Genomic DNA, 13,287 nt, shown 5'->3' on the forward strand with positions numbered 1-13,287 from the left:
TGCCGATTACCCCGACAGCCATCATGACCAGCGCGCTGCCGACCACCGAAACCGCTGCGGCGGAAGAGCTCGAACGCCTCGCCCGCGAGATCGCGCACCACAACCGCCTGTATCATACGCACGATGCGCCCGAGATCAGCGATGCGGCCTATGACGCGCTGATGCGCCGCAATGCCGCGATCGAGGCGGCCTTTCCGGCGCTGGTGCGCGACGACAGCCCCAGCCGGCTGGTGGGAGCCGCGCCTGCCGGGCATCTCGCAAAGGTCGCACATGCGCGACCGATGATGAGCCTCGACAATGGCTTCTCCGAGGACGACGTCCGCGACTTCGTCGGCCGCGTCCGCCGCTTTCTGAAACTTGCCGACGATGCCGCGGTCGCGCTGACCGCGGAGCCCAAGATTGACGGCCTGTCCTGTTCGCTGCGCTATGAGGGGCGCCGCCTGGTCCGCGCGCTGACCCGCGGCGACGGCGCGGTCGGGGAGGATGTGACGGCCAACGTCCTGACCATCCCCGAGAGCGACATTCCCCGTAGCTTGCCCAGCGACGCACCCGACGTTTTCGAGGTGCGCGGCGAAATCTATATGGAAAAGGGCGCCTTTGCCGCGCTCAATGCCCGGCTGGCGGCGGAAGCGGCGGAGACCGGCAAGGTCGCGCGCCAATTCGCCAACCCGCGCAATGCGGCGGCCGGATCGCTGCGGCAGAAGGACGCTGCCGTCACCGCCGGCCGGCCGCTGCGTTTCCTGATGCACGGCTGGGGCGAGGTTGGCGCCGTGCCGGGTGTGACCCAGGCCGAGGTGGTCGCGGTGCTGGCACGCTGGGGTTTCCCCGTTGCCGAGGATTTTCAGCGCTGCGACGACGTCGAGGCGGCCCTTGCCGTCTATCGCGCGATCGAAGCGCAGCGTGCGGACCTGCCGTTCGATATCGATGGCGTGGTCTACAAGGTCGATCGGCTCGATTGGCAGGAGCGGCTGGGCAGCATCGGTCGCGCCCCGCGCTGGGCGCTGGCGCATAAATTCCCCGCCGAACGTGCGCAGACGACGCTGGAACGGATCGACATTCAGGTCGGTCGCACCGGTAAGCTGACCCCGGTTGCGCGGCTGGAGCCGGTGACGGTCGGCGGCGTCGTCGTATCGAATGCGACGCTTCACAACGCAGACGAGATTGCGCGTTTGGGCGTGCGCGAGGGCGACCGCGTGGTCTTGCAGCGCGCAGGCGACGTCATCCCGCAGATCGTCGAGAATCTGAGCGCCGGCGAAGCGCGCGCAGCCTATGTCTTCCCGACCGAATGCCCGGCCTGCGGTTCGGCCGCGGTGCGCGAAGAGGGCGAGGTCGATGTGCGCTGCACGGGAGGGCTGGTGTGCCCCGCGCAGCGCGTCGAGCGGCTGCGCCACTTCGCCTCGCGCCATGCGCTCGATATCGAGGGGTTGGGCGCCACCCATATCGAGGCGTTCGTCGCCGATGGCCTGCTGACGCGGCCGGCCGACATCTTCCGCCTGACCCGCGACGACCTGCTGGCGCGCGAACGCTGGGCGGCCGTGTCGGCCGACAATCTGATCGCCGCGATCGACGCGAAGCGTCAACCGCCGCTCGACCGCTTCCTGTTCGCGCTGGGCATCCGGCACGTCGGCGAAATCACGGCGCGCGACCTCGCCCGGCGCTATCGCAGTTGGGACGCCCTGTCCGCCGCGATCGCCGCGGCCCGTACGCTGCGTGCCGAGACAGTGCCGACTCCAGCCGAACCGGAGCGCAAGTTTCATCAGCGTCGCGACAAGGCGGTGGTCGACGCGATCGGCGTCGCCGGCATCGGCCCCGAAGTCGCCAATGCGCTGCTCGATTTCTTTGACGAGCCGCATAATCGCGAAGCGCTCGACGATCTGTTCGCTGCCGGGGTCGCGCCGGCCGACGTCGTCCATGAAACCCGCGCATCGCAGGTCAGCGGTAAGACGGTCGTCTTTACCGGCACGCTGGAGACGATGAGCCGCGACGAGGCCAAGGCGCAGGCCGAATCGCTCGGCGCGCGGGTTGCGGGATCGGTGTCGGCCAAGACCGACCTCGTCGTCGCCGGCCCCGGTGCGGGATCGAAACTGAAGAAGGCCGCCGATCTCGGGGTCGCGGTGGTTAACGAGGACGGCTGGGCCGCGATCGTCGCCGATGCGCTAGCTGCTTCAAAGTGATGCCTTTTTGCAACGCAGCAAAGGTGAATCAAGGTCCGACTCGACGACTCGGGTAATCGTCATTTATTAGTCACAAATCGAAGGCAGGGCGCACCGCGAACGGCGCGGGTGCCGTGTCCGAGCGATGACGCTCAAAGGGGAATTTAATGCGCAATGTGTTGATCTGTGGCGTGGCTGCTGCCGCGCTGGTGGCGCCGCTGGCGGCGGCAGCTCAGGAAACCACGTCGTCGATCCGCGGCACGGTGACCGCGAACGGTGCGCCGGTCGCTGGTGCCCAGGTGACGATCACGAACGTGCCGTCGGGCACCACGTCGACCACGACGACTGGCAACGACGGGAGCTTTAACGCGACCGGCCTGCGCGTTGGCGGACCCTTCACCGTGTCGATCGCCAGCCCACAGGGCAACACGCAGGTCACCGAGATCTTCACTGTCGTCGGTCAGCCCTACAACCTGCCGATCGAGCTGGAGACGTCGGACGCCGGTACGGAGATCGTCGTTACCGCATCGTCGATCGCTGGCGCCGGCACCGTCGCTTCGGGGCCGCGCACGGTTCTGACGCAGGCCGACATCAGCAAGGTCGCCTCAGTCAATCGCGACGTCCGCGACCTCGCTCGCCGCGATCCGTTGGCGCAACTCGACCTGTCGAACAGCCGCGCGGTCAGCTTCGCCGGCGTTAACCCCCGCTTCAACCGCTTCACGATCAACGGCGTCCAGATCGGTGATAATTTCGGCCTGAACGCTGACGCCAATCCGACGGCGCGTGGCCCGATCCCGTTCGACGCAATTGGTCAGTTCTCGGTCTCGATCGCACCGTCGGACATCCGTCAGGGCAACTTCCAGGGCGGCGCGATCGACACGGTCGTTCTGTCGGGTACCAATGAGTTCCACGGCACCGGCTTCTACTCGCAGTCGACCGACGGCCTGCAGGGCAGCGTCATCGGTTCGAACCGGCAGGTAGTCCCCAAGTATAAGTCGGAAACCTATGGCGCGACGCTGCGTGGTCCGATCATCCGCGACAAGCTGTTCTTCATGGTTTCGGGCGAGCGGAACACCGATCCGCGTCCGGCCGCGGTGTCGCAGATCTCGCAGATCCCGGGGCTGACGCAGGGAGCGATCGATCAGGTCAAGTCGATTGCACAGAGCGTTTATAACTACGCCGCAGGCGACATCGTTCAGATCAATCAGAACAAGGACGAAAAGATCGTCGGTCGCGTCGATTGGAATATCGTCGATGGCCAGCGCCTGTCGCTCACCTATCTCAATGCTTATGAATCGGCGACCGTCCCACAGAATGTTTCGACCAGCCTGACGACGCCCGGCCTGGGCCTGTCTTCGAACGCTTATCAGCGCTCGGTGCTAGTCCGTTCGGGTATCGCGCAGCTGAATTCTGACTGGACGGATCGTCTTTCGACCGAGGCACGCTTCCTCTATCAGTCGAACGAGGTCACGCAGCGTTCGCTTGGTGTGCAGCCCTTCGCGCAGTTCCGCGTCTGCACCGATGCGACCAGCATCAATTCGGGCGACAATCGCATCAACAGCTGCGGCGTCGGCGTGCCGGTTATCGCCTTTGGCCCGGACGTCAGCCGTCAGGCGAACGAATTGTTCTTTGATACCTGGGGCGGCTCGATCCTGACGCGCTACACCGCCGGTGGTCACCAGGTCAGTTTGCTCGCCGAGTATAACCGTCGCCGCACCACGAACCTGTTCCTGCAGAATGCGACCGGTGCCTATTATTTCGATTCGATCGCGGATTTCCAGAATCGCAATGCGTCGCAGTTCTCTTATCAGAACGCGCTGTCGCTGAACGTCGCCGACTCGGCTGCCAACTTCGTCTATGATCAGTGGACGTTCGGCCTGCAGGACACTTGGAACGTCACGAGCAACTTCGATATCAACATTGGTGTTCGTTACGACCTGTTTGGCATGCGCTCGGAAGTGCCGCTGAATAATGCGTATCTGGCCCGTTACGGCTTTACCAACACGCAGACGTTCAAAGGTCTGGACAACTTCCAGCCGCGCTTCAGTTTCAACTGGCGCCCGGTCAAGGGCCTGCGCATCCGCGGTGGCGCGTCGATCTTCGGTGGCGGTGCTCCCGATATCTACCTGTCGAACAGCTTCTCGAACACGGGTGTCGTCACCAGTGCGATCACCAATCTGACCCGCGCGACGCCGATCGGCGGGGCGACGGCGACGTGCAGTTCGCCGTTCACCGGTGTCAATGCCGGCGTTTGCACGGCCGCCCTGAACAGCGTCAACGGCGCGACGATCCCGGCAGCCGTCAATGCCTACATCGCGACCAACACTGCCGGTCAGGCGCTCGCGCCGACGTCGTCGCTGGCGCAGAATTTCCGGCCGCCGTCGGTTGCGAAGTTCAATCTGACTGCCGAATACGACCTGTTCGGCGTCACCTTCGGCGCGGACTATCTGTACACCGACACGGTCCGTGGCACGAGCTTCACCGATCTGCGCTCGCGCGTCATCGGCACGCTGCCGGATGGTCGTCCGCGCTATAGCTTCGTGCCCACCCCGGGTTCGACGGCGACCGCCGACAACAACGGCGACTATCTGCTGTTCAACGACAACCGTGGTCGCAGCCACATCGCGGTCGCGCGCTTCAACAAGGACTTCGACTTCGGCCTGTCGCTCGCCGGCAGCTACGCTTGGCAGAACGTCAAGGACGTGAGCCCGGCAACGTCGTCGACGCCAGGTTCGCTGTACAACAACGCTGCCAAGGCGGATCCGAACTTCCAGGCCTATGGCCGCGCGAACGACGAGACGACGTGGCGCTACACCTATAGCGTCGGCTTCGATCGTGCCTTCTTCGGCGACTATCGCACGGTCGTGCAGCTGTTCGGCGAAACCCGCGCGGGCCGTCGCTACAGCTTCACCATGGCGGATACGGTGCAGAATCAGCGCCTGCCGGTGTTCGGCACGATCGGCAACAACAACGCCTTCCTGCTGTACGTCCCGACCGGGCCGAACGATGCAAAGGTCAGCTATGACAGCGCGGAAACCCAGGCGTCGCTTGAAACGCTGATCAACAACACCGCCCTGAAGAACTATCGCGGTCAGATCGCTGCGCGTAACATCGCTCGCAACCGTGCGTTTACCCGCATTGACCTGCACTTGGAGCAGGAAATTCCAACGTTCATCGGCAAGTCGCGGTTTACGATCTTCGGCGACATCGAAAACCTGCCGAACCTGCTAAACAGCAAGTGGGGCGGCCTGCGCCAGTTCGGCTTCCCGTACACCGCGGACGTCGTCCGAGTGTCGTGCTTGAGCGCCGCCACGCCGACGGGAACGACCCCGGGGACAGGTGTGGTCAACACGAACTCGACGCAGACCTGCGCGCAGTATCGCTACTCGTCGTTCCGTGACGCGAACGAGGTCGTACAGTTCAACAACTCGCTGTACCTGATCCGCCTGGGCGCACGCTTCACCTTCTAAGCGTCAACCCATCGCACGCCTTACAGGGCCGCCGCCCCCACACCGGGGACGGCGGCCCTTTTCTTTGCCTGATCTGCGACGAACCGTTACAGCGCTCGCCGTGCAGCAGCCGACGATCCTGTCCCGCCCCTTCTTCGAACAGAAAAGCCGCGCCTTCTGGATGCTCCAGGCCGCAGGCTGGTCGGGCTATCTGCTGCTGCGCGTGGTTGTGGCCGCATCGAACGGCGTGTCGGTGGAGGGTTATCCGCCGATCTTCATCGAGGCGATTGTCGGCTATTGCCTGACGCTGCTGCTCTCCACGCTCTACGGCTATTACCGCCGCCAGCCGCGCTGGCGTGCGATCGTCCTGACGGTCGCCACGCTGCTCATCGCGACGCTGGTCTATTCCGTCATCCAGGCATTCAACGTCAGCTTTCTGCGCCCGGGCCTCGCGCGCGGGGCAGATGCGGGGATCAGCTGGGCGCTGGTCATCGGGTCGAGCTTCATACCGTTCACTGTGCTGACGGGATGGACCTCGCTCTATTTCGGCATCAACTGGTATCTGATCGTCGAGGAGCAGGTCGACCGCATGCGCCTGCTGGAGACCGAGGCGTCGTCCGCCCAGCTCGCGATGCTGCGATATCAGCTCAATCCGCATTTCCTGTTCAACACACTCAATTCGATCTCCACACTGGTCCTGCTGAAGGAAACGCAGCGCGCCAATGCCATGCTCAGCCGCCTGTCGGCGTTCCTGCGCTACACGCTTGCCAACGAACCGACCGCGCACGTCACCGTGGTGCAGGAGGTCGAGACGCTGAAGCTCTATCTCGAGATCGAGAAGATGCGGTTCGAGAAGCGGCTGCGGACGAATTTCGAGATCGACCCGGCGGTCGAGCGCGCGCGCTTGCCGTCGCTGCTCCTGCAACCGCTGGTCGAAAATGCGATCAAATATGCCGTGACGCCGCAGGAGGAGGGGGCCGATATCTCGGTCCTCGCTCAACTCGCCGCTGAACGCGTTCGCATCACCGTGTCGGACACCGGCCCCGGGTTGAACGGCGGCAACAAGCGGCCGAGCCTGTCCACCGGGGTCGGGTTGGCGAACATCCGCGAGCGACTGGCGCAGGCCTATGGGCCCGACCACCGTTTCGAAATCCGCGCTCTTCCCGAGGGCGGCTTTTCTGTCGTGATCGAGATACCATATCAGCTGGAGGAACCGGCACGCGAGGCAGGCTGAGGACGACAACGGGGAACCGATCAGGGGGCACTGACGATTTTTCCGCATGACGAAAGACCACGACGCATGACCATCCGCACCATTCTCGTCGACGACGAGCCGCTGGCGATCCAGGGCCTGGAACTCCGCTTGCAGGAATTCGACGACGTCGAGATCATCGACAAATGCCAGAACGGGCGCGAGGCGATCAGCGCGATCAAGACGCACAAGCCCGACCTGGTCTTTCTCGACATCCAGATGCCGGGCTTCGATGGATTTTCGGTCATCCAGGGCTTGATGGAAGTCGAGCCGCCGCTGTTCGTCTTCGTGACCGCCTATAGCGACCATGCGCTGAAGGCGTTCGAGGCGCAGGCGGTCGATTACCTGATGAAGCCGGTCGACGAAGCGCGTCTGGCCGACACGCTCGACCGGGTCCGCCAGCGTCTCAGCGAAAAGCGCGGCGTCGAGGAGGTCGAGAAGCTGAAGGAAGTGCTGGCCGAAGTCGCCCCGGATTCGGTCGAGGCGATCGGCGACGGCGGCGGCGACCAGCCCGCGGCGAGCCGGTTCGAAAAGCTCATCAACATCAAGGATCGTGGCAAGATCTTCCGCGTCGACGTCGACACGATCGAGGTCGTCGAGGCCGCGGGCGATTACATGTGCATAAAGACCGGCGACAATACGCTGATCCTGCGCCAGACGATGAAGGACCTGGAAAAGCGCCTGGACCCGCGCCGCTTCCAGCGCGTCCACCGCTCGACGATCGTCAACCTGGACCTGGTGCGCCAGGTGAAGCCGCACACCAATGGCGAATGTTTCCTGGTGCTCGAATCGGGCGGTCAGGTGAAGGTGTCGCGCAGCTACCGCGACGTGGTGGCGCGCTTCGTTCACTAAAGCTCAAACGGCGGATCGGCAGGGGGGTATGGCATGATCGGATCGGTGATGGCGATGCTCCTGCTGATGCCCGCCCAGCAAACCGCCGCGGCGCCGCCTTCGGGCGACAGCTGGTCGATCCTCGTCGACCCTTGCTCCAGCACCTCCACCGAAGTCGTCGTCTGCGCGCCCGGCGCCCAATACCGCTTGCCCAATCCGGAAGACCGCGAGCGGACGCCGCGTCCGCGGCAGGCAACGGGCGATCCGCGTGCGGGTCTGGAAAATGCCGCCGAACCCTGTGCGATCCGTGGATGTCAGGTCGGCATCGACCTGCTGACCCCGGCGATCGCAGTCGCCTCTGCGGTCGTGCGCGAAGCTACGTTCGCCGCGCGCAAGACGCATCCGGGGAAGCGCGAAGCGATCAAGCTGGATTGAACGACGTCTACTTCAGGATGACCCGTCCGCCATGTTTTCCTAGCCGTGTCGCAGGGGGCACCGTCGGATTACCGGGATAGGACCGACCGTCGAACCTGAGCCGCGTGTCATAGCCTCGCGCAATTCCTCCACCTGCCACTCGAACTGACAAGTCGCGCCAACCGTGCGACACGCTGTTCAGGACCGAAATCGGCGTTCGCGCCACGGATAGGCGTGTGACGACGCGGTAGCTTCGCTTGCTCGGCGTCAGCACGTACAGATCGCATCCGCCGCTGCCGCACGTCGCCGGCGTTTCGGCGTAGACCAGGACTTCAGCCTGCCCGTCGCGATTGAGGTCGATCAGCGCTGCGCGATACTGCGCCAGATCCAGTCGGCGCGCGATGAAGGTCTTAGCTGTGGTGGGGATCGGCGTGGCAGCAGCGCTGGCGATGAGGATCAGTGGTGCGAGCATATCGTCTTTTCCTCACGCCGCTGCGATTACCCCAATATATGCATCCACATCGGCTCGCCGGCCAGGCTCTGCGAGCCGCGCAGCTTCTCCAGCGCCTGGGCGACGCAACGCTCCGGGCCCTCGTGCGTGACGATCGCGACCAGGACGTGGCCATCGGGGTTGGCGCCGCGCTGGATCAGGCTTTCGATCGAAACGCCGGCGTCGCGCATCGCGGCGGCGATTTCGGCGAGTACGCCGACCTTGTCGACCACGGCGAAGCGCAGATACGCGCGGCCGCGGCGTTCGCCGGTGTCGGCGGGGGCGGGCTTGGTGAGCGCCGAGGCGGGCATCGCGAAGGCGGAGCCGAACTCACCGCGGGCGATGTCGATCAGGTCGGCGACGACGGCCGATGCGGTCGGGCCGTCGCCTGCACCGCGGCCCTGGAAGAACAGGCGGCCGACGAAATTGCCGTCCGCGACGACCGCGTTGAGCGACCCTATGGTGTGCGCTAGCGGGTGATCGACCGGCACCAGATGCGGGTGGACCCGCTGGAACAGACCGTTCGCGTCGGCCTCCGCCACGCCGACCAGTCGGACGCGGTAGCCCAGTGCGGCGGCCTCGGCGATGTCGGCGGCGAGCACATGGCGGATGCCGGTCACGCTCACGTCGCCGAACGCCGGCTGGGTGCCGAAGGCGAGCGCGGCGAGGAGCGAGAGTTTATGTGCGGCGTCGACGCCGTCGATGTCGAAGCTGGGGTCGGCCTCGGCATAGCCGAGCGCCTGTGCTTCGCTCAGCACCTCGGCGAAGTCGCGGCCTTCCGCCTCCATTTTGCTCAGGATGAAGTTGCAGGTGCCGTTGAGGATGCCGGTTACACGCTCGATCGCATTGGCGGCGGCGCCCTCGCGCAGTCCCTTGATGACCGGGATGCCGCCGGCGACCGCGGCTTCGAACTTCAGCGCGGTGCCCTTGGCTTCGGCAGCGTCGGCGAGTTCGAGCCCGTGATGCGCCAGCATCGCCTTGTTGGCGGTCACGAAGGCCTTGCCCGCGGCCAAGGTCTTGCGGGCAAGGGTCAGGGCGGGTCCGTCCGATCCGCCGATCAGTTCGACGACGACGTCGGCGCCTTCGTAATCGGCCAGCGCAGTCGTGTCGTCGATCCAGTCGAAGCGCGAAAGATCGACGCCGCGGTCCTTCGTACGGTCGCGGGCCGAGACGGCGACGACCTGGATGGCGCGACCGGCGCGGCGTTCGATCAGGTCGCGGTTGGCGTCGAGCAGGCGAATGACGCCGCCGCCCACGGTTCCCAGCCCCGCCAGTGCGACTTTCAACGACTCCGCCATAAAATCCCCCATCAATCGACGGGGATCGCCTAGCGGTTGCGGAGACCCCGGCACAAGGCCGGGGTGCCATAGATTTACTTCTTGATGAGTCCGATCTCGACCAACCGCTCCATCAGATAGTCGTGGCTGCTGATCGGGGTCTCGTAGCGGTTGGGACGATCGGCGGTGATCGTGCCCGGCAGCGTCTCGATCATGAAATCAGGCGCGGGATGAAGGAAATAGGGCATCGAATAGCGCGAGAAGCCGCGGCGTTCGGGCGCCGGGTTGACGACGCGGTGGGTGGTCGACGGCAGGACGTGGTTGGTCAGCCGCTGGAGCATGTCGCCGACGTTCACGACCATCGCGCCCGCCGGCGGCTTGACCGGCAGCCAGGTGCCGTTCTTTTCGAGCAGTTCGAGACCCGCTTCCTCGGCGCCGAGCAGCAGGGTGATGAGGTTGATGTCCTCATGCGCACCGGCGCGGACTTCGGGCGCGTCGGCCGGGACGGGCGGATAGTGGAGCAGACGCAGGACCGAGTTGCCGTCCTCCACCGCATGTTCGAACCAGTCCTTGTCGAGGTTCAGGTGCAGTGCGATCGCCGACAGCAGGCGGAGACCCGCGTCGTCCAGCGCCTTGAACAGATCGAGGAACGTCTCGCGGAACCCTTCCGGCTTCTCCGGCCACAGGTTCGCCGGCATGTGGCTTTCGAACCGGTGCCCCTTCGCCAGTTCGCGACCGACGTGCCAGAATTCCTTGAGGTCGACATGGGTCGCGCCCTTGGCGATCTCGGTCTTGAACGGGGTATACCCGCGCGCACCGCCGCCGCCCTCGACGAAATAGCGGCGCTTTTCCTCTTCCGGCAGGTCGAAGAACGCCTTGGTCATCGCCCAGGCGCGTTCGACGACGTCGTCCGGCACGCCGTGGTTCGACACCATCGCAAAGCCGAACCGTTCGAACGATTCGCCAAGTGCGGTGGCGAAACCTTGGGGATCGGCGGCCTGTTCGCCCATGTCGAGCAGCGGAACCTGGGCCATCGGGGTGTCGAGCATTTCTTCGTGTCCTGAGAGATTTATGGCGGCGATATAGGGGATTGTGGCAGCCCTCACCACCACCAGCGTCATTCCCGCGGAGGCGGGAATAAATTGTGGCTGAACGAAGTGAGTCTCATCCCAGTCTGCCAAAATTTATCCCCGCCTTCGCGGGGATGACGATGTGGGCAATTTAGATCGCGTCCAGCGCCGCTGCGAAGTCCGCGATCAAATCGTCGGCATCCTCGACGCCGATCGAAATCCGGACCAGCGAATCGGTGATGCCCAGCGCGTCCTTGCGCTCCTGCGGCACCGACAGATGGGTCATGCCCGCCGGATGCGACGCCAGCGTCTCGGTGCCGCCGAGGCTGACCGCCAGCTTGGCGATCTTGAGGTTGTCGAGGAACGCGAACGCCTCCGCCTCGCCGCCCTTCAGGTACAGCGAGAAGGTCGAGCCTGCGCCGGTACAGTTGCGGCGGTAGATGTCGGCCTGTCGGGCGTCGCCGCCATCCTCCAGGAAGCCGAGATAGCCGACGCGGTCGACCTTCGGGTGATCGCGCAGGAAGGCGCAGACCTTCGCCGCATTCTCGCCCGCGCGGCTCATGCGCAGCTCCAGCGTCTCGAGGCTGCGCAACAGCATCCAGGCGGTATTGGGGTCGCAGATCGTGCCGATGGTGTTGCGCATCAGGCGGATGGTGTTGATGTGATCCTTCGACCCCAGCACGCCGCCGGCGACCAGATCGCTGTGACCACCGGCGTATTTCGTCAGCGAATAGACGACCAGGTCGGCGCCCTGCTTCATCGGCTGCGCCCAGAGCGGACCCAGGAAGGTGTTGTCGATCGCGATCGGCGGGCGGTTGTCGCCGGTGAAGATCGCGTCGCGCGCGGCGGCGACCGCCTCGACATCGACCAGCGCATTGGTCGGGTTGGCTGGGCTCTCGAGATAGATCAGCGCCACGTCGCCGCTCGCCTTGGCCTGTCCGAGGACCGCGTCGATCTCCTCACGGGTCGCCCCTGCCGGGAAGTCGAGCCACTTCACCCCGAACTTGCCGAGGATGCGGCCGATCAGCGTCTCGGTCGCGGCATAGAGCGGCCCGGAATGGACGATCGTGTCGCCGGGCTTCACCATCGCCAGGAACAGCGTGGCGATGGCCGACATGCCGCTCGAGAACGCCAGCGCGTCCTCCGCCTCTTCCCAGATCGCCAGGCGATCCTCGAGGATTTCCTGGTTCGGCCCGTTGAAGCGCGAATAGACAAGCCCCTCGGCGCCGCCGGGACGCTTGCCGGTCACGCCCTCGAAATGACGCTTGCCCGCCGCGGCGTTCGGGAAGACGAAGGTGGAAGTCAGGAAGATCGGGGGTTTCAGCGACCCTTCGCTGAGCATCGGGTCATAGCCATGGCCCATCATCATCGTGGCCGGTTTCAGCTTGCGGCCGCCGATGGTCTTGGGGCCGGGGTCGCCCTTGCCCTGCAGAGCGGGGACGCCGGTCACGTCGGCTTCGGTCTTGTCGGCCATATATACTCTCCACCGTCGTTCCCGCGAAGGCGGGAATCAATTCTGGCTGAACGCAATGAGACTCATGTCATCCAGCGACTATATATCCCCGCCTTCGCGAGGATGACGAAGGAAGCGATAGCTGATCGTATCAATCGTTACCAGTTAGCCCGATGATGCTGATCTGGCGGCCATAATCAGGCTCCGCCCGATGCGTGCTGCGACGATAGCTGAAGAAACGCGTCTCATCGGAATAGGTGTCGAGCCCCAGGCACTCGATCCGTCCGATGCCCGCCCGTGCCAGTCGATCTGCGACATAGGATTCAAGGTCGAAGTGACAGCGATCACCCGCACCGTCGCGGAAGAAGCGCTCGTTCTGCGCGTCTTCCGTCTCGAACCGGGCGCGGAAGGCCGCGTCGACCTCGTAGCTCGCCTGCGCGATGCACGGGCCGATAGCGGCGACGATCCGGTCGCGGTCGGCGCCAAGCGTTTCCATCGCCACGATCGTCGCGTCGGTCACCCCGCCAATCGCGCCCTTCCACCCGGCATGCGCTGCGCCGACGACGCCTGCGGTCCTATCGGCGAGCAGGACAGGCGCACAATCGGCGGTGAGGATGCCGAGCGCCAAGCCGGGGCGGTTGGTCGCCAGCGCATCGGCTCGCGGCCGGAGGGCATCGTCGTAGGGCTCGACAACCGCCACGCATTCGGCCGAGTGAATCTGGTACAGCGTCAGCAAGCGCGCGCCCGGCACCGTCGCCGCAATCGCGCGGCGCCGGTTCTCTTCCAGTTCGGGCGTCGTTTCCTGTCCGCGACGGCCCATGTCGAGTCCGGCCATGATGCCGGTCGACACGCCACCGCGGCGCCCGAGGAAGCCGTGTGCGACGCCTTCGAGGGCCGC

At 65.0% G+C, this 13,287-nt stretch carries 10 protein-coding genes; 5 read left to right on the top strand and 5 right to left on the bottom strand.

Annotated elements, in window-relative coordinates; all coding sequences use genetic code 11:
- The first annotated feature begins 23 nt into the window (after positions 1–23).
- From ligA to JW805_01065, 5 genes are all read left to right on the top strand, one after another.
- The gene (gene ligA / locus JW805_01045) at positions 24–2,174 is read left to right on the top strand and encodes an NAD-dependent DNA ligase LigA (GenBank protein ID MBN2970602.1); all 2,151 of its coding nucleotides are present in this window, start codon (positions 24–26) and stop codon (positions 2,172–2,174) included.
- Positions 2,175–2,320: 146 nt separating this feature from the next.
- Positions 2,321–5,623: a TonB-dependent receptor gene (locus JW805_01050; protein ID MBN2970603.1), complete on the top strand. Its 3,303-nt coding sequence runs from the start codon at positions 2,321–2,323 to the stop codon at positions 5,621–5,623.
- Between the two features lie 100 nt (positions 5,624–5,723).
- The gene (locus JW805_01055; protein MBN2970604.1) at positions 5,724–6,836 is read left to right on the top strand and encodes a histidine kinase; all 1,113 of its coding nucleotides are present in this window, start codon (positions 5,724–5,726) and stop codon (positions 6,834–6,836) included.
- A gap of 66 nt (positions 6,837–6,902) precedes the next feature.
- Positions 6,903–7,706 (top strand): response regulator transcription factor, encoded by an 804-nt coding sequence (locus JW805_01060; protein MBN2970605.1) that lies wholly within the window; start codon positions 6,903–6,905, stop codon positions 7,704–7,706.
- A 33-nt stretch (positions 7,707–7,739) separates the two neighbouring features.
- Positions 7,740–8,120 (top strand): hypothetical protein, encoded by a 381-nt coding sequence (locus JW805_01065; protein MBN2970606.1) that lies wholly within the window; start codon positions 7,740–7,742, stop codon positions 8,118–8,120.
- Between the two features lie 7 nt (positions 8,121–8,127).
- Here JW805_01065 and JW805_01070 read toward each other — a convergent pair whose 3' ends face one another.
- From JW805_01070 to pgeF, 5 genes are all read right to left on the bottom strand, one after another.
- The gene (locus JW805_01070; protein ID MBN2970607.1) at positions 8,128–8,571 is read right to left on the bottom strand and encodes a hypothetical protein; all 444 of its coding nucleotides are present in this window, start codon (positions 8,569–8,571) and stop codon (positions 8,128–8,130) included.
- A 26-nt stretch (positions 8,572–8,597) separates the two neighbouring features.
- Positions 8,598–9,887: a homoserine dehydrogenase gene (locus tag JW805_01075; protein MBN2970608.1), complete on the bottom strand. Its 1,290-nt coding sequence runs from the start codon at positions 9,885–9,887 to the stop codon at positions 8,598–8,600.
- A gap of 74 nt (positions 9,888–9,961) precedes the next feature.
- Positions 9,962–10,915, bottom strand: coding sequence for an isopenicillin N synthase family oxygenase (locus tag JW805_01080; GenBank protein MBN2970609.1), 954 nt, complete (start codon positions 10,913–10,915; stop codon positions 9,962–9,964).
- Positions 10,916–11,087: 172 nt separating this feature from the next.
- Positions 11,088–12,410, bottom strand: coding sequence for a cystathionine gamma-synthase family protein (locus JW805_01085; protein MBN2970610.1), 1,323 nt, complete (start codon positions 12,408–12,410; stop codon positions 11,088–11,090).
- Positions 12,411–12,540: 130 nt separating this feature from the next.
- Positions 12,541–13,224: a peptidoglycan editing factor PgeF gene (gene pgeF, locus JW805_01090; GenBank protein ID MBN2970611.1), complete on the bottom strand. Its 684-nt coding sequence runs from the start codon at positions 13,222–13,224 to the stop codon at positions 12,541–12,543.
- Positions 13,225–13,287 lie beyond the last annotated feature (63 nt).

Source organism: Roseomonas aeriglobus (genome assembly GCA_016937575.1).
Classification (GTDB): domain Bacteria; phylum Pseudomonadota; class Alphaproteobacteria; order Sphingomonadales; family Sphingomonadaceae; genus Sphingomonas; species Sphingomonas aerigloba.

What these genes read in the sequence shown, in the direction of transcription:
- ligA (MBN2970602.1), top strand. Translation starts at nt 24, where the DNA reads ATGACCAGCGCGCTGCCGACCACCGAAACCGCTGCGGCGGAAGAGCTC.
- JW805_01050 (MBN2970603.1), top strand. Translation starts at nt 2,321, where the DNA reads ATGCGCAATGTGTTGATCTGTGGCGTGGCTGCTGCCGCGCTGGTGGCG.
- JW805_01060 (MBN2970605.1), top strand. Translation starts at nt 6,903, where the DNA reads ATGACCATCCGCACCATTCTCGTCGACGACGAGCCGCTGGCGATCCAG.
- JW805_01065 (MBN2970606.1), top strand. Translation starts at nt 7,740, where the DNA reads ATGATCGGATCGGTGATGGCGATGCTCCTGCTGATGCCCGCCCAGCAA.
- JW805_01070 (MBN2970607.1), bottom strand. Translation starts at nt 8,571, where the DNA reads ATGCTCGCACCACTGATCCTCATCGCCAGCGCTGCTGCCACGCCGATC.
- JW805_01075 (MBN2970608.1), bottom strand. Translation starts at nt 9,887, where the DNA reads ATGGCGGAGTCGTTGAAAGTCGCACTGGCGGGGCTGGGAACCGTGGGC.
- JW805_01080 (MBN2970609.1), bottom strand. Translation starts at nt 10,915, where the DNA reads ATGCTCGACACCCCGATGGCCCAGGTTCCGCTGCTCGACATGGGCGAA.
- JW805_01085 (MBN2970610.1), bottom strand. Translation starts at nt 12,410, where the DNA reads ATGGCCGACAAGACCGAAGCCGACGTGACCGGCGTCCCCGCTCTGCAG.
- pgeF (MBN2970611.1), bottom strand. Translation starts at nt 13,224, where the DNA reads ATGGCCGGACTCGACATGGGCCGTCGCGGACAGGAAACGACGCCCGAA.